The 25,345-nt window shown below is 70.3% G+C and carries 21 protein-coding genes; 8 read left to right on the top strand and 13 right to left on the bottom strand.

Going from position 1 to position 25,345, the window contains the following annotated elements:
- The first annotated feature begins 160 nt into the window (after window positions 1-160).
- From ACIRHA_RS28590 to ACIRHA_RS28575, 4 genes are read left to right on the top strand one after another with little or no spacing between them, the layout of a single operon-like run.
- On the top strand, window positions 161-808 hold the full coding sequence (locus ACIRHA_RS28590) for an ABC transporter permease (RefSeq protein WP_403851589.1): 648 nt from the start codon (window positions 161-163) through the stop codon (window positions 806-808).
- Entirely contained in the window at window positions 805-1,923 is a 1,119-nt protein-coding gene (locus tag ACIRHA_RS28585; protein ID WP_403851586.1) for an ABC transporter ATP-binding protein, read from the top strand. The genes ACIRHA_RS28590 and ACIRHA_RS28585 overlap by 4 nt, the downstream gene beginning before the upstream one ends.
- Window positions 1,920-2,714, top strand: coding sequence for an ABC transporter permease (locus tag ACIRHA_RS28580; protein WP_403851583.1), 795 nt, complete (start codon window positions 1,920-1,922; stop codon window positions 2,712-2,714). Before ACIRHA_RS28585 ends, ACIRHA_RS28580 begins: the two co-directional genes overlap by 4 nt.
- 31 nt (window positions 2,715-2,745) lie before the next feature.
- Window positions 2,746-3,744 (top strand): glycine betaine ABC transporter substrate-binding protein, encoded by a 999-nt coding sequence (locus ACIRHA_RS28575; protein ID WP_403851580.1) that lies wholly within the window; start codon window positions 2,746-2,748, stop codon window positions 3,742-3,744.
- Window positions 3,745-3,820: 76 nt separating this feature from the next.
- Here ACIRHA_RS28575 and ACIRHA_RS28570 read toward each other — a convergent pair whose 3' ends face one another.
- From ACIRHA_RS28570 to ACIRHA_RS28555, 4 genes are all read right to left on the bottom strand, one after another.
- Window positions 3,821-6,274 carry a [protein-PII] uridylyltransferase gene (locus ACIRHA_RS28570; protein ID WP_403851577.1) on the bottom strand — a complete coding sequence of 818 codons (2,454 nt, stop codon included), beginning with the start codon at window positions 6,272-6,274 and terminating at the stop codon, window positions 3,821-3,823.
- A gap of 27 nt (window positions 6,275-6,301) precedes the next feature.
- Window positions 6,302-6,640, bottom strand: coding sequence for a P-II family nitrogen regulator (locus ACIRHA_RS28565; RefSeq protein WP_306318742.1), 339 nt, complete (start codon window positions 6,638-6,640; stop codon window positions 6,302-6,304).
- Complete coding sequence (locus ACIRHA_RS28560) at window positions 6,637-7,992, bottom strand: ammonium transporter (RefSeq protein ID WP_403851574.1); 1,356 nt, start codon at window positions 7,990-7,992, stop codon at window positions 6,637-6,639. Before ACIRHA_RS28560 ends, ACIRHA_RS28565 begins: the two co-directional genes overlap by 4 nt.
- A 239-nt stretch (window positions 7,993-8,231) precedes the next feature.
- The gene (locus tag ACIRHA_RS28555) at window positions 8,232-9,710 is read right to left on the bottom strand and encodes a hypothetical protein (protein ID WP_403852151.1); all 1,479 of its coding nucleotides are present in this window, start codon (window positions 9,708-9,710) and stop codon (window positions 8,232-8,234) included.
- A gap of 474 nt (window positions 9,711-10,184) precedes the next feature.
- On the opposite strand from ACIRHA_RS28555, the gene ACIRHA_RS28550 reads away from it, so the two are divergent.
- Window positions 10,185-10,853 carry a bifunctional DNA primase/polymerase gene (locus ACIRHA_RS28550; protein WP_403851571.1) on the top strand — a complete coding sequence of 223 codons (669 nt, stop codon included), beginning with the start codon at window positions 10,185-10,187 and terminating at the stop codon, window positions 10,851-10,853.
- A 71-nt stretch (window positions 10,854-10,924) separates the two neighbouring features.
- On the opposite strand, the gene ftsY is transcribed toward ACIRHA_RS28550, so the two are convergent.
- A complete protein-coding gene (gene ftsY / locus ACIRHA_RS28545) occupies window positions 10,925-12,151 on the bottom strand; it encodes a signal recognition particle-docking protein FtsY (protein WP_403851568.1) in 1,227 nt (408 codons plus the stop codon).
- A 262-nt stretch (window positions 12,152-12,413) separates the two neighbouring features.
- Here ftsY and ACIRHA_RS28540 point away from each other — a divergent pair, with 262 nt between their 5' ends.
- Together ACIRHA_RS28540 and ACIRHA_RS28535 are read left to right on the top strand one after the other, a co-directional pair.
- Window positions 12,414-13,859: a cytosine permease gene (locus ACIRHA_RS28540; RefSeq protein WP_403851565.1), complete on the top strand. Its 1,446-nt coding sequence runs from the start codon at window positions 12,414-12,416 to the stop codon at window positions 13,857-13,859.
- 65 nt (window positions 13,860-13,924) lie between these two features.
- The gene (locus tag ACIRHA_RS28535) at window positions 13,925-14,902 is read left to right on the top strand and encodes an LLM class flavin-dependent oxidoreductase (RefSeq protein WP_403851562.1); all 978 of its coding nucleotides are present in this window, start codon (window positions 13,925-13,927) and stop codon (window positions 14,900-14,902) included.
- Window positions 14,903-14,989: 87 nt separating this feature from the next.
- Here ACIRHA_RS28535 and ACIRHA_RS28530 read toward each other — a convergent pair whose 3' ends face one another.
- The 4 genes from ACIRHA_RS28530 to ACIRHA_RS28515 all read right to left on the bottom strand — a co-directional run bounded on the left by ACIRHA_RS28530 (window position 14,990) and on the right by ACIRHA_RS28515 (window position 21,363).
- Complete coding sequence (locus ACIRHA_RS28530) at window positions 14,990-16,411, bottom strand: sugar porter family MFS transporter (RefSeq protein ID WP_403851559.1); 1,422 nt, start codon at window positions 16,409-16,411, stop codon at window positions 14,990-14,992.
- A 210-nt stretch (window positions 16,412-16,621) separates the two neighbouring features.
- Complete coding sequence (gene smc / locus ACIRHA_RS28525) at window positions 16,622-20,260, bottom strand: chromosome segregation protein SMC (RefSeq protein WP_403851556.1); 3,639 nt, start codon at window positions 20,258-20,260, stop codon at window positions 16,622-16,624.
- A gap of 236 nt (window positions 20,261-20,496) precedes the next feature.
- The gene (locus tag ACIRHA_RS28520) at window positions 20,497-20,700 is read right to left on the bottom strand and encodes a hypothetical protein (protein ID WP_351336264.1); all 204 of its coding nucleotides are present in this window, start codon (window positions 20,698-20,700) and stop codon (window positions 20,497-20,499) included.
- A gap of 381 nt (window positions 20,701-21,081) precedes the next feature.
- Window positions 21,082-21,363, bottom strand: a complete 282-nt coding sequence (locus ACIRHA_RS28515) for an acylphosphatase (RefSeq protein ID WP_389282699.1) — start codon at window positions 21,361-21,363, stop codon at window positions 21,082-21,084.
- A 163-nt stretch (window positions 21,364-21,526) separates the two neighbouring features.
- Here ACIRHA_RS28515 and ACIRHA_RS28510 point away from each other — a divergent pair, with 163 nt between their 5' ends.
- Window positions 21,527-22,468: a CAP domain-containing protein gene (locus tag ACIRHA_RS28510; RefSeq protein WP_403851551.1), complete on the top strand. Its 942-nt coding sequence runs from the start codon at window positions 21,527-21,529 to the stop codon at window positions 22,466-22,468.
- A gap of 4 nt (window positions 22,469-22,472) precedes the next feature.
- On the opposite strand, the gene mutM is transcribed toward ACIRHA_RS28510, so the two are convergent.
- The 4 genes from mutM to ACIRHA_RS28490 form a co-directional block, all read right to left on the bottom strand.
- Window positions 22,473-23,357, bottom strand: coding sequence for a bifunctional DNA-formamidopyrimidine glycosylase/DNA-(apurinic or apyrimidinic site) lyase (gene mutM / locus ACIRHA_RS28505; protein ID WP_403851548.1), 885 nt, complete (start codon window positions 23,355-23,357; stop codon window positions 22,473-22,475).
- A gap of 221 nt (window positions 23,358-23,578) precedes the next feature.
- Window positions 23,579-24,376: a ribonuclease III gene (gene rnc, locus ACIRHA_RS28500; protein WP_403851545.1), complete on the bottom strand. Its 798-nt coding sequence runs from the start codon at window positions 24,374-24,376 to the stop codon at window positions 23,579-23,581.
- Window positions 24,377-24,383: 7 nt separating this feature from the next.
- A complete protein-coding gene (rpmF, locus tag ACIRHA_RS28495) occupies window positions 24,384-24,557 on the bottom strand; it encodes a 50S ribosomal protein L32 (protein ID WP_030361955.1) in 174 nt (57 codons plus the stop codon).
- Window positions 24,558-24,559: 2 nt separating this feature from the next.
- Window positions 24,560-25,204, bottom strand: a complete 645-nt coding sequence (locus tag ACIRHA_RS28490; protein WP_403852148.1) for a YceD family protein — start codon at window positions 25,202-25,204, stop codon at window positions 24,560-24,562.
- Window positions 25,205-25,345 lie beyond the last annotated feature (141 nt).

Raw genomic sequence — 25,345 nt, 5'->3', positions numbered from 1 at the left:
GTGCCCGGTCGTGTCCGCAACCGCCACCAGCAGCCGTGCGGCGGACCGCCGTATCCACCTCCGACGCGAACAGGAACTCACAGATGACCTCCCTCGCTCCCTCCGCGGACCGGCCGTCACGGCCGGTCCGCAGGCCACCGGCCCCCCAAGGGAGGCCGGCGTGAACTTCTTCGACTACTTCCAGGGCAACTGGCCCGATGTGCTCGACGCCACGCTCGCGCACATCCTGCTGGTCCTCGAAGGGCTGGCCCTCGCGGTGCTCATCGGCGTGCCGGTGGCGATCCTGACGTACCGGACGCGGGCGCCGCGCGCCGCCGTGCTCGGAGCGGCCGGGCTGCTTCTGACGATCCCGTCCTACGCGCTGTTCGGCCTGCTGATCACGCCGCTCGGCCTGGGCACGGGGCCGTCCATCGTGGCCCTGACGCTGTACGCGCTGCTGCCCGTCATACGTAACACCGTGGTCGGCCTGCGCGAGCTGGACCCGGCCGTCGTCGAGTCCGCGAACGCGATGGGCATGACCCGCCTGAAGGTCCTCGCCACCATCGAGTTCCCGCTGGCCTGGCCCGTGGTCCTCACCGGCCTGCGGGTCGCGACGCAGATGCTGCTCGGCATCGCCGCGATCGCCGCCGCCGTGAACGGTCCTGGCCTCGGCAAGCTCATCCTCGACGGACTGGCCAGCGCGGGCACCCCGTTCGCCGTCTATCTGACGCTTGAAGGCGCGCTCGCCATCGTCGTCCTCGCGCTGCTCTTCGATCTGCTCTTCGCCCTGCTCAACCGTCTGACCACTCCGAAGGGGGTCACCCGATGATCCGGCTCGACCGGCTGACCAAGTCCTACGCGGGGCAGGAGCGTCCGGCGGTGGACGACCTGACGCTGGAGGTCCCCGAGGGGAAGATCGTGGTCTTCGTCGGCCCCTCCGGCTGCGGCAAGACGACGACGATGAAGCTGATCAACCGGCTGATCGAGCCGACGTCCGGCCGCATCCACCTCGCCGACGAGGACGTCACGAAGATCCCGGTGCACGAGCTGCGCCGCCGCATCGGTTACGCGATCCAGCAGTCCGGGCTCTTCCCGCACCAGACGGTCGCCCAGAACATAGCCACCGTGCCCGGCCTGCTCGGCTGGGACAAAAAACGCGTCCACGCGCGCGTGGACGAGCTGCTCGACATGGTGGGCCTGGACCCGGACACGTACCGCGGTCGCTACCCGAAGCAGCTCTCCGGCGGCCAGCAGCAGCGCGTCGGTGTCGCCCGCGCGCTCGGCGGCGACCCGCAGGTGATGCTCATGGACGAGCCCTTCGGCGCCATCGACCCGCTCAACCGCGAGGCGCTGCAGAACGAGTTCCTCAAGATCCAGTCGAAGCTGCGCAAGACGATCGTCTTCGTCACCCACGACATCGACGAGGCCGTGAAGATGGGCGACAAGATCGCCGTCTTCGCCGAGCACGGCAACGTCGTCCAGTACGACACCCCGGAGAAGATCCTCGCCGAGCCGGCGAGCGAGTTCGTCACCGACTTCATCGGCGCGGGCGCCGCCGTCCGCCGCCTCTCGCTCACCCGGCTCGGGAACGTCGACGTACCGCTGTGGCCCACCGTCGCCGAATCGGCGAGCGCCGAGGAGCAGCAGGCCGCCGAGGACACAGCCGCCGACAGCGGCCGCGAGTTCGTGGTGGTCCTGGACGAGGACCGCCGCCCCGTCGGCTGGCTGCCCGCCGGCGGTGGCACCCGGCTGCCGCTGATCTCCCCGCTCGGCCCGGCCACGAGCCTGTACGACGCGCTCGACGAGTTGCTCGCCGTGAACGCCTCCGCGCTGACGGTCGTGGACGACATGGGCCGCTACCGCGGGGTCGTCACCCTGGACACGCTGCGGACGCTGATCCACGCCGACAGCGGCTCCGGTCTGCTGCAGGGGGCCCGGCCGTGACCCAGGCACTCGTCGAGGACGTCCCCGCGGTCGCTCATGCGAAGGCCGACCGCACCCGCGTCCTGCCGCCGCTGTGGCGCCTCGCCCTCACCCCGCTCGCCCTCGCCGTGGTCCTCGCGCTCCTCGCCTGGTACGTCTCCGGGCAGGAGAAGGACCAGATCGAGCTGCGCAGTCTGAACGCGGACTACCTGCTCAGCCGCACCCTCACGCACCTCGAACTGACCGCGGTCGCCACGGTGTTCATCCTGGTGATCGCCATCCCGCTCGGCGTGCTGCTCACCCGCCGCTGGGCCCGCCCCCTCGCGGGACCGGTCCTCGCGGTCGCCAGCATCGGGCAGGCACTGCCCTCGCTCGGCCTGATCGTGCTGCTCGCGGTGGCCTTCGTCAGCCTCGGGGTGACGCAGATCGCGCTGATCGCGTTCGTCGCGTACGGGGTGCTGCCGGTGCTGCGCAACACCATCGCGGGCCTTCAGCAGGTCGACCCGTCGATCCTCGAGTCCGCCCAGGGCATGGGGATGACGAAGTGGGAGGTGCTGCGCCGGATCGAACTGCCGCTCGCGGTGCCGGTGATGCTCGCCGGTATCCGTACGGCGCTGGTGATCACGGTGGGCACGGTCGCGCTCGCGACGTTCATCGGGGCCGGCGGACTCGGCGATGTGATCTCGAACGGGATCAACTCCAGCCGGAACCTGGTCCTGGTCACCGGCAGTGTGCTCGTGGCCGTCCTCGCGCTGCTCGTGGACTGGGTCGCCGGGATCGTCGAGAACCTGCTGCGCCCGCGCGGTCTGTGAGAAGGGGCCTGTGAGAGAAGTGAAGACACGCATGCGATTCGGACCGGCCGCGACACTGTGCGTCGCTCTGCTCGGCTCGGCCCTGACGGGCTGCTCCGACGCGGGCTCCGGCGGATCCGACAACCTGCCGCGCACCGCGAGCCAGAAGCAGCTCGACGGCGGCTCGATCGCCAAGGACGTCGACCTGAAGGGCGCGCACTTCACGGTCGGCTCCAAGGAGTTCACCGAGCAGCAGATCCTCGGCAAGATCACGCTGTACGCGCTGGAGGCCGCCGGGGCGAAGACCAAGGACCAGACGGGGTTGCAGGGCACCACGATCGCGCGCAGCGCGCTGCAGGGCGGCGACATCGACATGTACTGGGACTACTCCGGCACCGGCTGGACCCAGTTCCTGCAGCACGACAAGCCCGTACAGGGCAGCGCCGCGCAGTTCGCGGCGACCTCGAAAGAGGACCTGAAGAAACACAAGATCAAGTGGTTGGGCCCGGCCCGGTTCGGCAACCAGTACACGATCGCCCGCGCCTCCGACGCGACGGGCCGTGCGGGCAAGGTCGACTCGATCAGCGACCTGGCGAAGCTGGCGAAGGACCACCCGGAGGACGCCACGCTCTGCGGGGCCTCGGAGTTCCTGGACCGTGAGCTGTCGGCGCTGGAGCAGAGCCCGTACAAGCTGAAGTTCGCGGCGCCGCAGGTCTACCAGAACGCGTTCGCGCTGAACTTCGTGAACGTGGCGAAGGGCAGCCCCTGCAAGTTCGCCGAGGTGTTCACGACGGACGCCCGCCTGGAGTCCCTGGACCTGAAGGTCCTGGACGACGACAAGGGGCACTTCACGACGGAGCTGGCCGCGCTGACCGTGCGCGACGAGACCGCGAAGAAGTACCCGCAGCTCACGAAGTTGTCGAAGAAGCTCGGCGACGCGCTCACCGAGAAGACCATCATCAAGCTCAACGGGATGGTCGACCTGGAGGGGAAGAGCGCCGATCAGGCCGCTCTGTACTTCCTGCGTACGAACGGTTTCATCGGCAAGTGAGACCCGGTTTCACCGGGAAGTGATCCCGGCCGGGGTCCGTGCCGCACGACACGGACCCCGGCCCACTCGCGGGGGCTCACCCCCGCAGCGCCTCCTCCACGCCCCGCGCCACGGACACCGCCTCCCGCGAGGGCAGCGGCCCGCCATCGCTCCCGGCCACGTAGAACGCGTCGACCGCGTTGGCGCCCAGCGTCGACACATGCGCCGAGCGCACCCGCACCCCGGCCCCCTCAAGGGCACGCCCGATGCGGTGCAGCAGACCCGGCGCGTCGTGCGCCCGCACCTCGATCACCGTCGCACGGCGCGAGCCCGCGGAGGCCACCGTCACCCGGGCCGGCGGCGCCACCACACCGCGCCTGCGCGGATACGCGGCGTCCCGCTCGGCGAGCCGCGCCGCGATGTCGAGCGAGCCGTCCAGGGCCCGTACGAGGTCGGAGCGCAGCCGCGCGGCCTGCGGCAGCGAGCCGTACTCGGCGGCGACCCGCCAGTCCAGCAGCAGGGCGACTCCCTCCACGCCCTCCGGCGGTGTCAGCGCCCGCAGCTCCGCCGTCCGCACGGTCAGCCGGTGCATCGCGAGCACCCCGGCCACGGCCGGCAGCACTCCGTCCTGCTCCGGCACCGCGATGACCAACTCGACGCCGAGCGGCTCCGGTTCGGCGTCCCCCTCCGCCTCGGTCGGTACGGCATCGGTCTGCGCCCGCAGCGCCAGTACGGGCCCGCCGGTGCGCAGCGCCTCCACCGCGAGCCGCTCCTGCTCGGCCGTCGGCTCGGCGTCGGTGGCGTCCCCCTCGGCGCCCTCCCCCGCGAGCACCGCCGAGACCCGCTTGACCAGATCGGTCACCAGTGAGCCCCGCCAGGACGACCAGGCGGCGGGCCCGGTGGCCAGCGCGTCGGCCTCGGTCAGCGCGTGCAGCAGTTCGAGCGTCCCGGTCGAGCCGACCGCGTCCGCGACGGACCGCACGGTCGCGGGGTCCTCCAGGTCGCGCCGCGTGGCGGTCTCGATGAGCAGCAGGTGGTGCCGTACGAGGGAGGCGAGCACGGCGACATCGGACCGGTCGAAACCGATCCGCGCGGCGACGTCCCGCGCGATGACCTCGCCCGCGACCGAGTGGTCACCCGGCCAGCCCTTGCCGATGTCGTGCAGCAGCGCCGCCACGAGCAGCAGGTCGGGCCGGTGCACACGCCGCGTCAACTCGGCGGCCTGGACGGCGGTTTCGACGAGGTGCCGGTCAACGGTCCACGTGTGCACGGCATTTCGCTGCGGGCGGCACCGCACCCGCTCCCAGTCCGGGATCAGCCGGGTGATCAGCCCCTCGGCCTCGAGCGCCTCCCACACCTCGATGGTCGGCCGGCCCGCGCCGAGCAGCGTGACCAGCTGTTCGCGGGCCTCGGCGGGCCAGGGCGCGGGCAGCGGGCGGGCGGCGGCGGCCATCCGTCGTACGGCGTGCGGGGACAGCGGCAGTCCGGCCTGGGCGGCAGCAGCTGCGGCGCGCAGCGGCAGGACCGGGTCGCGCTCGGGCTTGGCGGCGCGGGCGAGCACCACCTCCCCCTCCATCTCGACGACGCCCTCGGCGAGCGGGGAGCGCTCGACCGGCGCGGACTTCCCGCCGCCGAGCAGGGTCCGCAGCCGCGGCTTGGCCGACCGGGACTTGAGCACCCGGCCCACCTCCCGCCAGGTGACGTCGCTGGCGTACGACACCGTGCGCGCGGCCTCGTACACCTGCCGCAGCAACGTATCGGCGTCCAACAGGCCGAGTTCCGCGGCGACCTGGTCCTGCTCCTGGAGCGCGAGCCGGTCGGTGGCGCGCCCGGTGGCCAGATGCAGGGCGTCCCGTACGTCGAGGAGCCGGCGCCGCGCGTCGGCGAGGCCCTCGCGGGGTGCGTCCGCGAGCCAGGAGGCGGCGACGGCGCGCAGCGCGGTGGCGTCCCGCAGCCCGCCCCGCGCCTCCTTCAGGTCGGGTTCGAGGAGGAACTGCAACTCGCCCTGGCGCGCGGCCCGTTCCTCGCACAGCTCGCGCAGTTCGGGCAGCCGCTTCAGCGCCTGGTTGCGCCAGTCCGCGAGCACGGCGGTGCGCAGGCCCGCCGTGAGGCCGAGGTCACCCGCGAGGTGCCGGGCGTCGAGCAGGCCGAGCTGCACCTTGAGGTCGTCGCCCGCGGTCTTGCGCGCCTCCGATGGCGTACGGACGGAGTGGTCGAGGGCAAGGCCCAGGTCCCACACCGGGTACCAGATGCGGTCGGCGAGCGCGGCGACCTCCTTGGGGTCCGCCGAGCCGTCGTGCAGCAGGAGCAGGTCGAGGTCGCTGCGCGGGGAGAGCTCGCCGCGCCCGTACCCGCCGACCGCCACGAGGGAGACTCCCGGCGCTCCGGCGCCGAAGAGTTCGGCGAGCCAGTCGTCGGTCAGCTCCGCGAGGGCGGCACGGCGCGGCGGCCCGGACCGCGCCTCCCCCTGGAGGAGGCGCAGCCGGGCCGCCGCATAGCCGCCGGGTCCGGAATCCTCTGATTCAGCACGTACGTCGTTCACGCTCGTCACCGGCGACTCCCGTTCCGTCCAAGTCCGTTACAGCGCGTCCGGGCCACGTTCGCCGGTGCGCACCCGCACGGCCGTCTCGACGGGGACCGCCCAGACCTTGCCGTCGCCGATCTTGCCGGTCCGCGCGGCCTTCACCACGACATCGAGCAGTTGCTCGGCGTCGTCGTCCTCGACCAGGACCTCGATACGGATCTTGGGTACCAGATCGACGGTGTACTCGGCGCCGCGGTAGACCTCGGTGTGCCCGCGCTGACGACCGTAGCCGCTGGCCTCCGTCACGGTCAGGCCCTGGACGCCGAAGGACTGGAGGGCTTCCTTGATCTCGTCGAGCCGGTGCGGCTTGACGACCGCGGTGATCAGCTTCATGCGTCGACCTTCTTCGTGTTCTGCGGGTCCTTCGGGGTGGCGGCCGGGGTGGGAACCGCCTGGCGGGCCACGGTGCCGCCGCCCGCGCCGCTGTAGTCGTACGCGGTCTCCGCGTGCTCGGCCTGGTCGATGCCGGAGACCTCGTCGTCCTCGTCGACCCGCATGCCGATGGTCTTGTCGAGGGCGAAGGCGAGGACCGCGGAGACGATCAGCGAGTAGGCGAGAACACCGCCGACGCCCGCGCACTGCTTCCAGAACTGGTCGAGGCCGCCGCCGTAGAACAGGCCGGACGCGTCGGACTGGCCGCCGCCCGTGGCGAAGAAGCCGACGAGCAGGGAGCCGACGACGCCGCCGACCAGGTGGACGCCGACGACGTCGAGCGAGTCGTCGTAGCCGAACTTGTACTTGAGGCCCACGGCCATCGCGCACAGCACACCGGCGATGGCGCCGATGGCGATCGCGCCGAGCGGCGAGCAGGAACCACCGGAAGGAGTGATGGCGACAAGACCTGCGACGGCACCGGACGCGGCGCCGAGCGAGGTGCACGCGCCGTGCCGGATCTTCTCGTAGGCCAGCCAGGCCAGCATGGCGGCAGCGGTCGCGACCTGCGTATTGATGAACATCAGCGCGCCGACGCCGTCGTCGTTGCCGAGCCACGAACCGGCGTTGAAGCCGAACCAGCCGAACCACAGCAGACCGGCACCGAGCATCGTCCACGGCAGCGAGTGCGGCCGCATCGGGTCCTTCTTGAAACCGACGCGCTTGCCGATGACGAGGATCACGCCGAGGGCGGCGGCACCGGCGTTGATGTGCACGGCCGTACCACCGGCGAAGTCGATCACGCCGAGCTCGAAGGCCCAGCCGCCGGTCCCCCACACCCAGTGCGCGACCGGGAAGTACACGATCGTGACCCACAGCGCGATGAACAGCCCCCAGGCGCTGAACTTCACGCGGTCCGCGAGCGCGCCGCTGATCAGCGCGGGTGTCAGCACCGCGAACATCAGCTGGAAGACCGCGAACACGTAGACCGGGATCGTGTAGCCGTCCCAGAGCTGGGTGAGGCCGATCCCGCTGAGCCCGACGAAGTCGCCGTCCCAGCCGAGGAGCGAGCCCTTGTCGGTGCCGAACGCCACGGAGAAGCCGTACAGCACCCACAGGATCGTGACGATCCCGAGGCTGATGAAGCTCATCATCAGCATGTTCAGGGTGCTCTTGACGCGGACCATGCCTCCGTAGAAGAAGGCCAGGCCCGGCGTCATCAGCATCACCAGGGCGGAACAGATCAACATGAAGCCTGTATTGGCGGGCGACAGTGTGGGTGCGTCTGCCGCCAGCGTGATGGCTGCAGCCATCGGCGTCTCCTCGTCATGGGGCCGGTTATGCGCCATGACATTGCTGCAGCGCCGTTTCCGTTCGCGCCCCTTGATGTTTCGCCGCAGTGACGAAGAGCTCGCGGGTGTTACGGGTGGATGAAATGCCGGAAACGGACCGGCCACGACCTCCGTCCGCGATGACCTGGCGTAGGGGAGCCGAGTCGGGCTGTTTCGGGACGGTGGCCGTGGCCGGGATCTGTGGGGGTGCTCCCCCGCCGTCAGACCGCGGCTTCGGCGGTCTCCGGCAGGTGGAGCGCGAGCTGTTCGGTGAGGTCGATGACCTCGGCGATGTCGCCGAAGTCCCGCGTCGCGGTGTCGACGGTCTTACGGATCCGGGTGTTGACCCGCTCGGAGCGCACCTTCCTGGCGATCTCCAGGGCCTTCCCCGCGAGCACCGTGGACTGCTCGGGCTCCTTCTGCAGGAGGTGCACGGTCGCCATCCCGATCAGGTTCAGCGCGTACGAACGCTGGTGCTCGGCGTCCTTCCCGAACAGCTCGACGGCGCGCTCCATCAGGGGTTCCGCCAGCGACGCGTACGTGGGGCTGCGACCGGCCACATAGGCGAGATCCCGGTACGAGTGACTGTTCTCGCCGTGCAGTTCGGCCTCGGAGAAGAAGCGGATCCAGTCGGGATCCGGGTCGTCCCAGTCGCCGGCGTCCGTGAAGGTGTCCTCGGCCATCCGCACGGCGCGCTTGCACTTGCCGGGCTGTCCCATGTTCGCGTACGCGCGGGCCTCCATCGCATACAGCATGGACTGGGTGCGAGGGCTGGCGCAGTCGCGACTGCCGTACTGGGCGAGGTGGATGAGTTCGAGGGCGTCGTCGGGACGGCCGAGGTGGATCATCTGCCGGCTCATACTGCTGAGCACGTACGAGCCGAGCGGCTTGTCGCCCGCTTCCTTGGAGGCGTGCAGGGCGAGCACGAAGTACTTCTGGGCGGTGGGCTGCAGGCCCACGTCGTAGCTCATCCAGCCGGCCAGCTCGGCGAGTTCGGCGGCGACCTTGAACAGCCGCCGCGTCGTCTCCTCCGGCTGCGGCTCCTGCAGCAGGTCGGTCACCTCGTGGAGCTGGCCGACGACGGCCTTGCGGCGCAGACCGCCGCCGCACTGGGCGTCCCACTGGCGGAACATCACCGTGGTCGACTCCAGGAGGTCGAGCTCCGGCTTCGAGAGTCGGTTCCCGCGACGCTGGGTGACCGGCTCGGGATCCGGCCTCGCCGAGGCGCCGGGGGTCGGCACCAGCCAGCGCTGCATCGGCTCGATCAGCGAGGGGCCCGCGGCGAGCGCGAGCGAGCTGCCGAGGAAGCCGCGGCGCGCGAGCATCAGGTCGCTGCGGGAGAACTCGCCGATGAGCGCCACGGTCTGCGGGGCGGTCCAGGGCAGATCGACACCGGACACCGAGGGCGCCTGGTGCGCGGCGCGCAGGCCGAGGTCCTCGACGGCGACGACGCAGCCGAAACGCTCGGAGAACAGCTCACTGAGGATCCGCGGGATCGGCTCGCGCGGGTTCTCCCCGTCGAGCCAGCGGCGCACGCGCGAGGTGTCCGTGGAGATGTGGTTCGCACCCAACTGCCGGGCCCGTCGGTTCACTTGGCGCGCCAGCTCGCCCTTGGACCAGCCACTGCGCACGAACCACGAACCGAGCAGCTCGTTCGGGCGCTTCTCGGCGTTCGTGACGCCACCGCCGCTGCCGCCCACTGGAACGCCCCCATCCCTGAAAGCCATCTAAGCCGCTTTGTGTGAAGTCCCGTAGATCGTTGTTCTCCACACTCTTGCCCGTAAGCCCTACCAGGATGCCGTCAAACCCGGTTCCCCGTCCGGCAGTTGTCACTCCTCGAACAGGAAACCGACTTGCCTGCGGCATACCCACGGGTGCACTCACCCTCAGGGCTCGTGCACTGAAAGTAATCCTACGATCACCCCTCCCGCGAGGGCGAACACGGAAACGCCACCATTCGCCACCCCTTCGAATGAACCCAGCAGCGGCCCCACGCGATTCACTTGACATACGACAGCCGGAAGTAGGCGGACGAGGGTGGACGGGGGCGTGCGACACCGGGCGCACCACCCCGAATGCGAATCGGCTCCGGTCCGACCGGGGCGGCGTGCGCATTGGGTAACGATCCGATTCCGCCGCGTAACCACCGGCGTACGGGATGTGTTGGAGGGGGCATGGGCTTCACGATCGGCGGCATGCGCGAGATGCGCACCGGCTCACGTCGCCGCGGCCGCACGTCCGGCCGCGCTTCGGACTGCACCACGGTGGCGGAGTTCACCGGCCTCTGGGGCTGGGACGTGGTGCCCGGCGCCCGCGCCGTCGGCTCCGCGTGCTCCTGCGGAAAGGCCGGCTGCCCGGCCCCCGGGGCCCACCCGCTCGACCCGGCCGCGCTGGTCCCGGCGGGGGCCACGCTCGACGAAGTGACCGAGTCCTGGGGCCGGTTCCCCGGCGCCGCGGTGCTGCTGCCGGTCGGCCGGGCCTTCGATGTGATCGACGTGCCGGAGGCCGCGGGCCGCCGGGCACTGATCCGCCTGGAGCGCATGGGCGTCCCTCTCGGCCCGGTCATCGCCACGCCGGAGGGCCGCGCCCACTTCTTCGTGGCACCGGGCGCCGCGGCCGAACTCCCCACGCTGCTCTACCGGATGGGCTGGGACGACGCGGCCCTCGACCTGCACGCACTGGGCGCCGGCGGCTACGTCACGGCCCCGCCCTCGGACCGCGGCGGCCTCGGCCCGACGTCCTGGCTGCGCCCGCCGTCCCTGGACACGGCGAGTCAACCGCCGCAGGCGAGGCTTCTCCTGGGCACGCTGGCGTACGTGGCCCATCGCTCACCCTGCGCGTAGGAAAAGACCGCGGCCGCGACGCTCGGCACAGAGCAGTCACGGCCGCGGTTCTCTCGCGCACAGCGGAGCGCTTACTCGCCGATAAGCGCATCCACGAACGCCTCCGGCTCGAACGGCGCCAGGTCGTCGGGGCCCTCACCGAGACCCACGAGCTTGACCGGCACGCCCAGCTCACGCTGCACGGCCACGACGATGCCGCCCTTGGCCGTACCGTCCAGCTTGGTCAGCACGATGCCCGTGATGTCGACGACCTCGGCGAAGACGCGGGCCTGGACCAGCCCGTTCTGCCCGGTCGTCGCGTCGAGGACGAGCAGCACCTCGTCGAGCGGCGCGTGCTTCTCCACGACGCGCTTGACCTTGCCGAGCTCGTCCATGAGCCCGGTCTTGGTGTGCAGCCGTCCCGCGGTGTCGATCAGGACGACGTCGGCGCCCTCCTCGATGCCCTCCTTGACGGAGTCGAAGGCGATGGAGGCCGGGTCGCCGCCCTCGGGGCCGCGCACGGTGCGCGCACCGACCCGCTCGCCCCACGTCTGCAGCTGGTCGGCGGCGGCCGCACGGAAGGTGTCCGCGGCGCCGAGCACCACGTTCTTGCCGTCGGCGACGAGCACGCGCGCGAGCTTGCCGGTGGTGGTGGTCTTGCCGGTGCCATTGACGCCGACGACCATCACGATGCCGGGCGTCGTGCCCTCGGTGGCGAGACCCTCGGTCTTCACGGTGCGGTCGAACTCGGGGACGAGCAGCTTGAGGAGCTCCTCGCGCAGCAGCGCGCGCAGCTCGTCCGGCGTGCGGGTGCCGAGCACCTTGACGCGCTCGCGCAGGTTCTCGACGAGTTCCTGGGTGGGCTGCACGCCGACGTCGGCGGTGAGCAGCGTGTCCTCGATCTCCTCCCACGTGTCCTCGTCGAGGTGCTCGCGGGACAGGAGGGTGAGCAGGCCCTGGCCGAGCGCGTTCTGCGAACGGGAAAGGCGGGCGCGCAGCCGCACGAGGCGGCCCGCGGTCGGCTCCGGTACCTCGATCTCGGGAGCGGCGGGCTCCTCGGCGGCCGGGGCCTCGGGTTCCTCCTCCGCGGTCGGCTCGGCGGTGGGGAGGTCGACCTCTTCGATCGTGCGCCGCGCTTCGTCGCGCGGCGTCTCGGCCTCTTCGCCGACGTGCGGCTCTGTGGGCGGGGCGGTGGTGATGTCGGGCGCCGACGGCGGGGACGGGGGCAGCTGCTTCTTCTTGCGGCTGCCGATCACGAGCCCGCCGAGCGCGCCGATCACGACCACGGCGATGACTACAGCAAGGATGACGGTTTCCATAACCCGTCCAGTATCAGTCATGGACCCCGCCCAAGCCGTGTTCGTACCTTCCTCCAAAGGACAAAGGCCCCTGACGGGTCTGACTCGGACTAAAGTACGATGGCAGTCGCCGCATCAACGCGCGTAGAGTCCAACGCGATCAGGACGACACCACTCCGGATCGCGACACCACTCCACAAGGGCCCTGCGGGCCCGTCACCCCCCACCGGCTCTCCGCCGTCCCCCACGGCCGAGCCGAGCGAGAGGCACGGAACCCCACCGCATGAGCAAGACCGCCGAAGCAGAAGGCGCGCTGGAGACACGCGGCATCGAGCCCGTCCCCGACGCCGAGCGCACCGCCAAGACCCGCGAGCTCTTCCCGACCTGGGTCGCCGCCAATATCAGCGTGCTTCTTCTCACGATGGGCGCGAGCCTCGTCGTGAGCTACAAGCTCAACTTCTGGCAGGCCATCGTCGTGGCCATCGCGGCGCCCATCGTGTCGTACGGCCTCGTGGGCCTGATCGGCATCGCGGGCAAGCGCGGTGGCGCGCCCGGCATGGCGCTGTCCCGCGCGGTGTTCGGTCAGCGCGGAAATCTGCTGCCCGGCTCGCTGATCTGGGTCGCGCGCTGGGGCTGGGAGACGATCAACGCGGTGACCGGCGCGTACGCCGTGCTCACCGTCCTGGACATCCTGTTCGGCATCAAGCAGAACAACTTCCTGGTGATCCTCACCCTGTTGGTGTTCGTGTGCGTCACGTTCGCGATCTCGGGCCTCGGCATCAACGTCGTACAGAAGTGCAATAAGTACGCGACGTACCTCTTCGGCATCTTCTCGGTCCTGGTGCTGATCTACCTGATCATCAACACCGACTGGTCCGAGGTCTTCGGGCAGCCCGCCGGGAAGACGTCCCTGATGGTCGCGGGTATCGGCATGATCGCCGCCGGTGGCGTCAGCTGGATCCCGTCCTCCCCCGACTTCACCCGCTACCTGCCGCGCACCGCCTCCACCAAGGGGATCATCGGGAACTCGATCGGCGGCGCCGGCATCGTCGTGCTGCCGATGGTCCTGATGGGTGCCGTGATGGCGGTCTCCACCCCGGACCTGGCCTCCGCTCAGGACCCGGTCTCCTTCCTCGGCGAGATCCTGCCGATGTGGATCGCGGTGCCGTACCTGCTGATCGCCCTGGTCGGCATGCTGCTGATCAACGCCATGTCGATGTACTCGGCCGGCTTCACCGCGCAGACCCTCGGCTTCAAGGTGCCGCGGCACTGGGCCGTCTCCATCAACGCGGTGATCTCGCTGGTCTTCGGCGCCATCCTGATGCTGGTGGCGACGAGCTTCATGAGCTCGTTCATCTCCTTCCTCTCGCTGCTCGCCGTGGCCTTCTCCGCCTGGGTCGGCGTCTTCGGCGCGGACATGTTCAAGCGCAAGCGCTACGACGCCGAGGCCCTGATCGACACCACCCGCGCCAGCGCCTACTGGTACAAGGGCGGCTTCTCCCCCGCCGCGTGCGTCGCCTGGGCGGTCGGCCTGGTCGTGGGCCTGCTGTTCACGTCGTCGACCTGGTTCTCGGGACCGCTCGCCTCGAACAACTTCATCGGTGAGTACGGCCTCGGCTGGGTCGTCACGATCGTCGTCTCCGGCCTGCTGTACCTGGCGCTGCCCAAGCCGGCCGACACCACGACCGCCCCGGACGAGGCCGAGGCCGCCGAAGCCATGGCTTCCTGACGCTCCGTCAGCTAACGTCCCCCTCCACGCATCCGGCTCCACGCCTCGCGGAGGGGGACTTTTCCATGCCCGTGTCCGTCGTACGGTTCAACCTCGTCGACCCCGCCGGCACACCCGAAACGCTCGCGGCCCGCTACCAGGCGGCCGTCGAGATGGCCCGCTACGCCGACGAGCAGGGCATCGACACGGTGCAGACCGAGGAGCACCACGGCGTCGCCAACAACTGGCTACCCTCGCCCTTCACCTTCGCGGGCGCGGTCCTCGGCGCCACGAAGCGCATCGCGGTCACCGTCTCCGCGATCATCGGCCCGCTGCACGACCCGCTCCGGCTCGCGGAGGACATCGCCGTACTCGACCTGATCAGCGGCGGACGCCTCGTCACGGTCGCCGGGATCGGCTACCGGCCCGAGGAGTACGCGCAGTTCGACGTGGAGTGGAAGCGGCGCGGCAAGCTCCAGGACGAGCTGCTCGAAACGCTGCTCAAGGCCTGGACCGGCGAGGAGTTCAGCTACCGGGGCCGCCGGGTCCGCGTCACCCCGCGCCCGTTCACCCAGCCGCACCCGCTGCTCCTGGTCGGCGGCTCCTCGCAGGCGGCCGCACGCCGGGCGGCCAGGCTCGGGCTCCCCTTCTTCCCGAGCGCACATCTGCCCGAGATCGAGGCGTACTACAAGGAACGCCTGGAGGAGTACGGGACCGAGGGCTGGACCATGATGCCCGGGAAGGTGACCCCGCTCCTGCACCTGTCCGATGACCCGGACCGCACCTGGGCCGAGCACGGCGAGCACTTCCTGCACGAGGCGCGGACGTACGCGTCCTGGCAGTCGGGGGACATCAAGTCCGCGGTGAAGTCGGGGGCGTCCTCGGTCGACGAGCTGCGCGCCGAGGGTGTCTACCGGGTGCTCACGCCGGACGAGTGCCTGGCGCAGGGGCTCGACAACTACATCCTGCATCCGCTCTCCGGCGGCATGCCCCTGGACGAGGGCCGCCGCAGCCTCCAGCTGTACTGCGAAAACGTACTGCCCCGGCTGAAGGACCAGTCGTAGGTCCTTCAGCCGGGGCAGTGACGGCAGCGGGGAGATGGCAGCGGGGACTTGAATCCATCTCCCCGGGTCTTGGGGAGGGGGCGACGGTCAGACCGTCTCCGCCGCGTCCTCCAGCGTCTTGCCCTTGTACTCCTTCACGAACTTCAGGGTGAAGGGGATGGAGAGCGCGGCGAACACGGTGTAGATGATGTACGTGCCGCCCAGGTTCCAGTCGGACAGGGACGGGAACGTCGCGGTGATGAGGTAGTTCGCGAGCCAGTTGAACATCGACGCGACGCCGATGGCGGTGGCGCGGATCTTCGGCGGGAACATCTCGCCGACCATGACCCAGAGGATGACGCCCCAGCTCATCGCGAAGAAGAAGACGAACCAGTGGGCGGCGATCAGGGCGACCCAGCCCTGCGCGGTCGGCAGCTGGCCGTTGACCAGGTCGGAGGAGAACGCCCAGGCCTCGCAGCCCAGACCGATGACCATGCCGACGGAGCCGATGAGCGCGAGCGGCCTGCGGCCGACCCGGTCGATCAGGAGCATCGCCACGACGGTGCCGATGATGTTGATGATCGACGTCGTGAACGAGTAGAAGAACGAGTCCTCGGGGTTGACGCCGACCGACTGCCACAGCGTCGAGGAGTAGTAGAACGCGACGTTGATGCCGACGAACTGCTGGAAGACCGCGAGCCCGATACCGACCCAGACGATCGGCTTGAAGATGAAGCTGCCCTTCAGGTCCCTGAAGGTCGACAGGCGCTCGTTCTTCATGCCGTGCTCGATCTCGGCGATGCGGTGTTCCGCGTCGGCGCCGTCGCCCTCGACCTGCCGGACGACCTTGCGGGCCTCTTCGGGCCGGCCCTTGGCGAGCAGGTAGCGCGGCGACTCCGGGATCATGAAGGTGAACACGCCGTAGAGCGCGGCCGGGATCACCATGATCCCGAGCATCACCTGCCAGGCCTCCAGGCCGAGCAGCTCACCGCGCTGGTCGCCGCCGGCGGCGTTCAGCAGGCCGTAGTTGACCAGCTGCGAGATCGCGATGCCGAGCACGATGGCGGCCTGCTGGAAGGAGCCGAGCCGGCCTCGATAGGCGGGCGGTGCGACCTCGGCGATGTACGTCGGGCCGAGCACCGAGGCCATACCGATGGCGAAACCGCCGATGATGCGCCACAGCATCAGATCCCACAGCGCGAACGGCATGGACGAGCCGAGGGCGCTGATGATGAAGAGCACGGACGCGATCTGCATGCACCGTACGCGGCCGATCCGGTCGGCGATCCGCCCGGCGGTCGCGGCGCCGATGGCCGAGCCGAGCAGCGCGATGGCGATGACCTGAGCGAGGGTGGCGGAACCGATGTCCCACCGATCACGAATGGCTTCGACGGCTCCGTTGATCACTGAGCTGTCGTAGCCGAAAAGGAAGCCACCCATGGCGGCACCTGCCGCGATCAGGGTGACACGTCGGAGATTGCCCGGCTGTTCCTGCCTGGCTCCCGTTGTCGGTGCCGCACTGCTGGTCACATGTACTCCTCGGGCCACCGGCCTCGCTGCCGGGGGTGGGGGCGAGCCCTTCAGATGCGATTCCAGTGGCGCACATGTTCACGCCACCCACCACCTGAAGGTAAAAGCAACGTTGCAGAGACTATGCCTTCATGTTTTGAAGTCAATACTTCGGGTGGTGTGAATTTACAGGCATGGGAGTGTCGCAATGTGTTCAAGACTTGAACGCTACTAAGGGAGGGGCCGGCTCAGCCGCTGGCTGATGACCTTCGAGACTCCGTCGCCCTGCATGGAGACGCCGTACAGCGCGTCGGCGACCTCCATCGTGCGCTTCTGGTGCGTGATCACGATGAGCTGCGAGGCCTCCTGCAGCTCCCGCATGATGCGGATGAGGCGCTGCAGGTTGGTGTCGTCGAGCGCGGCCTCCACCTCGTCCATCACGTAGAACGGGCTCGGCCGCGCCTTGAAGATGGCGACGAGGAGCGCCACCGCGGTCAGGGACCGCTCACCGCCCGAGAGCAGGCTCAGCCGCTTGACCTTCTTGCCCGGCGGGCGGGCCTCGACATCGACACCGGTCGTGAGCATGTTCTCGGGGTCGGTCAGGACGAGCCGTCCCTCACCGCCAGGGAACAGCCGGCTGAAGACGCCCTCGAACTCGCGCGCGGTGTCCCGGTAGGCCTCGGTGAAGACCTGCTCGACGCGCTCGTCGACCTCCTTCACCACTTGAAGCAGGTCGGCGCGGGTCTTGCGCAGGTCCTCCAGCTGCTCGCTGAGGAAGTTGTGGCGCTCTTCGAGCGCCGCGAACTCCTCAAGGGCAAGCGGGTTGACCTTGCCGAGCTGCTGGTACGCACGCTCGGCGGACTTGAGCCGCTTCTCCTGCTCCGAACGGACGAACGGGCGTGGCCTGTTACGCGGGTGCTCGGGGTCTTCCGGCAGCTCCTCGCCCTCGGCGGGGAGCGAGGGCGGCACGAGCTGGTCGGGACCGTAGTCCGCGACAAGTCCGGCCGGTTCGACACCGAGTTCCTCCAGCGCCTTGGTCTCCAGCTGCTCGATCCGCAGCCGCTTCTCGGCGCCGAGTACCTCGCCCTTGTGGACCGAATCCGTCAGCTTGTCGAGTTCTTCCTTGAGATCACGGCCGCGGGCCCGCTCGGCGCCGAGCTCCTGCTCCCGCGCCGCCTTCGCCCGCTCGGCGAGGGTCCGCTCCTCGTCGGCCCGGGTGATGGACACCTCGACGTGCGCGAGCAACTGCCGGGCGCCGGAGGCGACGGCCTCGGCGACGCCGGCCTCGTACTGGCGGCGGGCGCGCTGCCGCTCGGCACGCGCGCGTGCGTCGCGCTCGGCGCGGGCGGCCCGGTCGAGCGAGTCGGCACGCCCCGCGAGCCCCTTCACGCGCTCCTCGTGCGTACGTACCTGGAGGCGCGCCTCCATCTCCGTCTGCCGCGCGTTGGCCCCGTCGGCGGAGAGGCGGTCGCGCACGGAGGTGTCGGGTTCCTCGTCGGCGGGCAGTTCCTCGGCCACCGCGAGGCGCTCCGCCAGCTCTTCGGCGTCCGCTGCGGCCTGCCCCAGCGCGTCCTGTGCCTTGGCCGCCGCGGCGGCGCTGCGCTCGGCCTCGCCCGCGGCGCCGCGGGCCTGTCCGGCGAGCCGGCCGAGCTGTTGGGCCCGCCCGGAGCGCTCGCGCTCCATGGCCCGCTGCTGCTGCCCCAACTCCTCGACGAGCGAGGCACACTCGGTGCGGCGCTCGGCCGCGGCGTGCTGCGCCTCGGCCCACTGTTCGCACTTGGCCGCCAGTTCCTCCAGCTCGGCAGCGGCCTCGTCGACGGAGGCCTGCACCTCCAGGAGGCTCGGCGCTCCGGCCGACCCGCCGTGCGCGAAGTGCGCGCCGAGCAGGTCCCCTTCGGCGGTCACCGCGGTCACGTCGGGCCGCGCGTACACCAGGTCCTCGGCGTCCTCGAGCGTCCCGACGACGACGATGCCGTGCAGCAGGCGGCGGACGGCGGGCAGCAACTCGGCGGGGCCGTGGACGAGTTCGGCGGCGTGCGGAGGGCCGGGGCGGTCCGCTTCGGCGGCGTCGGGGTGTGAGCCCTGAGGCGCAGGGTGCGCGGCGCCGCTGGGGCTCTGCCCCAGACCCCGCGCCTCAAACGCCGGCGGGGCTTGAGAGGCCAGCAGCAGGGCCGCCCGGCCCCCGTCCTGCTTGCGCAGCAGGCGAATCGCTTCGGCGGCGGCCGTGGGCGTGGTCACCGCGATCGCGTCGGCCGCCGCGCCGAACGCCGCCGCCACCGGCACCTCGTAGCCCGGCGCCACCGACAGCAGCTCGGCGGCGGGGCCGAGCAGCCCCGTCAACCGGTCCTTCGCGTCGAGCAGCGCACCCGTGCCGTCCTTGCGCCGCAGTCCGAGCGCGAGCGCCTCGTGCCGGGCCGCGAGCGCCGCGCGCCCCCGCTCCCCGGACGTGGCGGCCTCCCGCGCGGCGCTCAGCGCGGCCTCCGCCTCGGCGAGCGCGGCCCTGGCCTCCTCGTGCCGCGCGGACAGCTCCTCGTCACCGGCGTCGAGCCCGTCGACCTCGGCCTGCAGCTGCTCGTACTCCTCCTGCGCGGCGGCGGCCCGCTGCCGCGCCTCGTCCCGGGACGCCGCGAGCCGGTCGATCTCGGACTGCGCCGCAGCGGCCCGCGAACGCGCGGCGTTGACCTGCCCCTGAAGGCGGGCGAGACCCTCCCGCCGGTCGGCGATGGCCCGCGACACGTCCTTGAGGCGGCGCTCCTCGGCCGCCAACTCCCGCTCCAGCTCGGCCCGGTGGGCGATCGTCTCGTCGAGCGCGATCTGCGCCGCTTCGAGGGCGGCCGCCAGCTCGGCCTCCTGCTCGCGCACCCGCGCGGCCTCGCGCTCCAGCTCCTCGGGGTCACGCCCGCGCCGCTCCTCGGCGGGCGCCGACGTCGCGCTCTTGACCCGCGCGTCGGCCAGCGACACCGTCCCGCGCACCCGCTCGGCCAGCTGCGACAGCTCGTACCAGGACTGCTGCGCCCGCTGCAGCCGGGGCGTCAACTGCCGGACCGCGTCCTCCAGGTGCCCCTCGCGCAGCAGCGCCTTCTTCAGCTCCTCCTCGGCCGCGCTCCTGCGCCGCTTCAGCTCCGCCTCGTCGGCGACCTCGGCGCTGAGCGCTCCCCGCAGACGTACGAGATCGTCCGCGAGCAGCCGCAGCCGCGCGTCGCGCAGGTCGGCCTGGATCACGGCGGCCCGCCGCGCGACGGCCGCCTGTCTGCCCAGCGGCTTCAGCTGCCGCCTCAGTTCCTCGGTGAGGTCCTGTACGCGCGAGAGGTTGGCCTGCATCGCGTCCAGCTTCCGCAGCGCCTTCTCCTTGCGCTTGCGGTGCTTGAGGACGCCCGCGGCCTCCTCGATAAAGGCCCTGCGGCCCATGGGGTCGGCGTGCAGCACGCCGTCGAGCTGGCCCTGGCCGACGATGACGTGCATCTCGCGGCCGATGCCGGAGTCCGACAACAGCTCCTGGATATCGAGAAGTCGACAGGTGTCGCCGTTGAGCTGGTACTCGCTGCCGCCGTTGCGGAACATGATCCGCGTGATGGTGACCTCGGCGTACTCGATGGGCAGCGCGCCGTCGGAGTTGTCGATGGTGAGCGAGACCTCGGCGCGGCCGAGCGGCGGCCGCCCGGTGGTGCCGGCGAAGATGACGTCCTCCATCTTGCCGCCGCGCAGCGACTTGGCGCCCTGCTCCCCCATGACCCAGCTCAGGGCGTCCACGACATTGGACTTGCCCGAACCGTTGGGACCCACGACACAGGTGATGCCCGGCTCGAACCGCAACGTGGTGGCCGAGGCGAACGATTTGAACCCGCGCAGGGTCAGGGCCTTGAGGTGCACGCCGTCGGACTCTACCCGGCACCCCTGTCTCACTCCATGAACCCACGGTTTCACCCGTGAACATGCAGGGCACATCAGACGTAGAGAACGTCAGGCGAAAACGGTGCGCGGGGGCACCTGGAAGCCAGGCCGGAAGCAGGGCGAGAAGAAAAAAGGGACGCCGAAGCGTCCCTTGGATGTCTCTGTCGAGCGGCTGGTTACGGGCGGCGCCCGACCACCCAGGTCGCTGGGAGTGGTCAGGTGAGCGCAGGCTCCGCCTGGGGTACGTCGATACCCTCGATGAGAGAGTCGTGAGAAGCGGCAGCCGCGAGCGTGTCGTTCTCGGCCTGAATACGGCCGAGCTCGGATTCGAGATCCTGGACGCGCTGCTGGAGCCGTCGCATCTCGGCGAGAAGTCGCGGGTCGCTGCCGCCGACGTAACCGAGAAGCGCCTTTGCCATGATGGATGGTCCTCCACAATGCGTGACCGACCGAAGCGGTGTGGGTCGTGAGGGAATCGCACCCGCGGTGCTTGGCACTTCTTGTATTGCTGCCGTTCCCACATGCCAAACAGCTAAGGTGCGCGGGGACTTCCAGAGTCTCACCAAAAAGTTTGACGGTCAACACGATCACGCCCCGTATTGGCGGGCAAACCGGGGGCTTCGCGCCGCAGAACCTGCGGTACGGCCTCACGTTCGGGGCCCGGGGGCGTAGAGATCATCCGTTCCCGCGGAGCCTGCCACGAGTCCCCGTTCTTGGCAACCACCAGGGCGTTTCTGCCGCACGCAGGTGCCCGCGGCACTTTCCTCGCCCTCTCCCCCGGGCCCGCCTGCGGTAACGACTCAGCGAATGGCAAACCCGTCATAGCCGCCACGGGGCGTGTCCCAGATCTCAGTCACACCGTCGACCCGGCCGGGTGTGTCGTCGCCATGGAGCCAGTCGAGCAGTTGCTGACATCCGCCGCGCGGCCCCTCGGCGACCACTTGGACACGCCCGTCGTCCAGATTGAGAGCAAAACCACTCAGGCCGCCGATCTCCAGCGCACGTGCACGGGTGAACCACCGAAAACCCACACGTTGGACGCGTCCCCGCACCCAGGCGGTGATCCGTACTTCTTCGTTCATGGGTGCACGCTAACCGGCCAAAAGCACTCGGAGCACTTCGTCCACTGGGGAGTTGGGGTAGCGTCCCCGACCATCGCACCTCACTCGTACGAGTGAGAAGCACGCACAACAGTGACGACACAGTGACGACCGCGAGGACCAGAGGACGAGGAAGGCCAAGGACATGGGACGCCACCGACGCTCCGCCGCCGGCCGCCCGCACGCGAGCGACTTTGCGCAGGGCTACGCGGAGTACCCACCGCACCCCACGGCGCCTCCCGCACAGCCCGGCACCTCCCACCACCGCAAGAGGCGCGACGGCGTCCCGCTGCGCACCGGTCTGCTCGGTGCCTCGGCCGCGGTCGCGATGGGCGCGGTCGCGGTGACCACGGGCCTGATACCCGGGGGCGGAAGCTTCAAGTTCGGCGGTGACGGCGGCAGCAGGGTGCAGGCCGCCGACTCCCCCGACGTCACGGCGCAGGGCGGCACGAGCGGTGACGTCGACGACCGGGCGCCGTCCGCGGCGAGCCGCGACACCGAGCGGGCCACGCCGTCCGCGAAGCCGTCCCGGTCCGCTTCGAGCGCCGCGCCGCGGTCCTCCGAGCCGTCGAAGCGCCCGCAGCAGTCCCGGTCCGCCGACGACAGCGGTACGAGGACGAGGAGCGCGAGCCCGTCGACGTCCGCACCCTCGGCACCGGCGCGGACGAAGGCGCCCTCCAGCGCGGGCGGCGGCTCGGCGACCACGTCGGAGAAGGCGGCTTCGGCGCAGGTCCTCGCCCTCGTCAACCAGGAGCGCTCCAAGGTGGGTTGCTCCCCGGTGACGACGGACAGCGGACTCGCCTCGCTCGCCACCGCGTTCAGCGACGACATGGCCGCGCGGGACTTCTTCGACCACACGGACCCGGACGGGGCGACGCCCTGGGACCGCGCCAAGGAAGCGGGGATCACGGACCTCGGCGGCGAGAACATCGCCCGCGGCCAGGCGGGCGCCCAGTCGGTCATGGACTCCTGGATGAACAGCCCCGGCCACAAGGCGAACATCCTGAACTGCGACTTCAAGACCTTGGGCGTCGGCGTGCACCTCGGCTCGGGCGGGCCGTGGTGGACACAGGACTTCGGCTACTGAGGCCTTACGCCGGCGTGCGCGGCGGGCGCTGACAGCGCGGGCAGAAGTAGCTGGACCGATTCATCCACGGGCGCCTGCGCATGGGCGTCGAACAGCGCCGGCACGGCAGCCCTTCGCGCCCGTACGCGTCGAGCGACCGGTCGAAGTAGCCCGATTCCCCGTTCACATTCACGTACAGGGAGTCGAAGCTCGTTCCGCCGACGCTCAGCGCCGCGTTCATCACGTCCCTTACGTGGCCCAGGAGTTCGGCCGTGCGGGGGCGGGTGAACGTCGCCGTGGGGCGCTCGTAGTGCAGCTTCGCGCGCCACAGTGCCTCGTCCGCGTAGATGTTGCCGACGCCGCTGATGAGGGACTGGTCGAGCAGGGCCCGCTTGATGGTGCTGCGCTTCGCGCGCAGCGCGGTGTGGAACGCGGCGTCGTCGAAGAGCGCGTCGAGGGGGTCGCGGGCGATGTGCGCGATGACGTCCGGGAGGCCGTTCTCGTCGGTGTCGTGCAGCGAGAGGCCGCCGAAGGTGCGCTGGTCGACGAAGCGCAGCTCGGTGTCGCCCGCCGCGGTAGCGGCCGATGTCTCCGTGTCGGCGAAGCGGACGCGGATGCGCAGGTGCTTCTCGTCGGGGGCGTCGTGCGGCTGCACCAGGAGTTGGCCGCTCATGCCGAGGTGGGCGAGGACGGAGGTGTGTGTGCCCTCAAGCGGCAGCCACAGGTACTTGCCGCGGCGGCTCGGCTCGCCGATCGTCCGCCCCTTGAGCCGGGACGCGAAGTCCTCGCCGCCCGCGATGTGCCGGCGCACGGAGCGCGGATGTAGCACCTCGGCCTCGGCGACGGTCCGGTGTGCCACCCACCGCTCAAGTCCGCGCCGGACGACCTCCACTTCGGGCAACTCTGGCACGGACGTCCTCCGGACGGGAGCGGGTGGGCTGGGTGCGGGGAGCGTACCGCGCACGCCCCCGAGTCCTGCCGGACGGGCCTGCTCAATCGCCGCAGGGGCTATAAATAGCCCCGCCGGCGTTTGAGGCGCGGGGTTCGGGGCGGAGCCCCGGGGCGCGGGGAAATGCGAAGCCCGCCCCTACCGGGTGGGCCGGTAAAGGGCGGGCTCAGGAAGCGGAGCGGTTACGCTCCGGAGGCCGAATCGACCGCCGCATCCGCAGCCTCGGCCCGCTCGTCCGCCGCGGCGCGAATCGCACGCCACGCGGACTCAGCGGCCTGCTGCTCCGCTTCCTTCTTGCTGCGGCCGGTGCCGGTGCCGTACGAGACGCCTCCGACGCGGGCGGCAGCAGTGAAGGTCTTCTCGTGATCCGGGCCGGTTTCGGAGACCAGGTACTCGGGCACGCCGAGTCCCTCCGTCGCCGTCAGCTCCTGGAGACTGGTCTTCCAGTCCAGGCCGGCACCGAGATTCGAGGACTTCTCGATGAGCGGGTCGAACAGACGGTGGACGAGTTCGCCCGCCGCGTCCAGACCCTGGTCCAGGTACACCGCACCGATCACCGCTTCAAGGGTGTCGGCGAGAATCGACGCCTTGTCCCGGCCGCCCGTGCCCTCTTCGCCCCGGCCGAGCCGGATGAAGGAGCCCAGGTCGAGCCCGCGGCTGACCCCCGCAAGTGCACGCGAATTGACCACCGCGGCCCGCAGCTTGGCCAGTTGGCCTTCAGGCAGGTCGGGGTGGGTTCGGTAGAGAGTGTCGGTGACCACGAGGCCGAGGACCGAGTCGCCCAGGAATTCCAGGCGCTCATTCGTCGGCAGGCCGCCGTTCTCGTACGCGTACGAACGGTGCGTCAGCGCGCGCACCAGAAGGGCGGACTCGAGCTTGTACCCGAGCCGCCCTTCCAGAAGCGTGTGGGACGAGGCTGTGGTGTCCACCTTTTTCTTGGCGTCATCCGCCTTCTTGGGGCTCGACACTGTGCCTCTCACCAGCCGCTCAGACCTCGAGGACCTGGCGCTTGTTGTAGGTGCCGCAAGCCGGGCACGCGATGTGCTGCAGCTTGGGCTCCTGGCAACGCTCACACGAAACCAGGGTGGGGACCGCAGCCTTCCACTGCGACCGGCGGTGGCGCGTGTTGCTGCGCGACATCTTCCGCTTCGGAACAGCCACGGCTACTTCTCCTGCTTCTCGTCGACGCCCGCTTGCGCTTCGGCGCCGCTCATCTCGTCCTTCTCGCCGTCCTGGATGGATTCAGCGAGTCCCTGCAAAGCCGCCCAACGGATGTCGACGGCGTCGTGATGGTGGCCCGGCTCGTCCGAAAGCCGCACTCCGCACTCGGAGCACAGACCCTCACAGTCTTCCTGGCACACCGGCTGCATCGGCAGTGCGAGCACCACCGCATCACGCAGCACCGGCTCGAGGTCGAACAGGCCGTCCTCGAGAAAGAGCCTGTCCTCGTCTTCCTCGGCGTCGTCGGCCGGTTCCGCCTTTGCGCGGCCCCGGTCGTCGGCGTCAGGGTACGAGAACATCTCCTGGAAGTCCGCGTCGACCTCTTGGACGAGCGGCTCCAGACACCTTACGCACTCCCCCTCGGCCGATGCACGGGCGGTGCCTGTGACAAGCACACCTTCCATGACCGACTCCAGGCGGAGGTCGAGCTCCACCGGGGCGCCTTCCGGCACCTCGATGACTCCCAGGAGGCCGAACTCCTTGGGAGCGTCGATCGTGCGGGACAGCCGCTGCATGGCACCAGGACGCCGACCCAGCTCGTGCGTATCGAACACGAACGGGTTGCGGTGGTCGAGGTGGGTGTTCAGGGCTGGTCCTGCTTTCGTTCTTCGAAGCTCATGTGGGGATTGCCGCCCCGAATTTCCGGGCAGCTCGGAACGCACGTGCTACGCGCGACCGAAGAACCAGGGTACTGGACCTTTCGCTCACGGCCCAATCTGCCCCTTGCA

The organism is Streptomyces sp. NPDC102360, from assembly GCF_044766085.1.
Lineage (GTDB): Bacteria > Actinomycetota > Actinomycetes > Streptomycetales > Streptomycetaceae > Streptomyces.
This window is presented reverse-complemented; position numbering and strand designations above follow the sequence as displayed.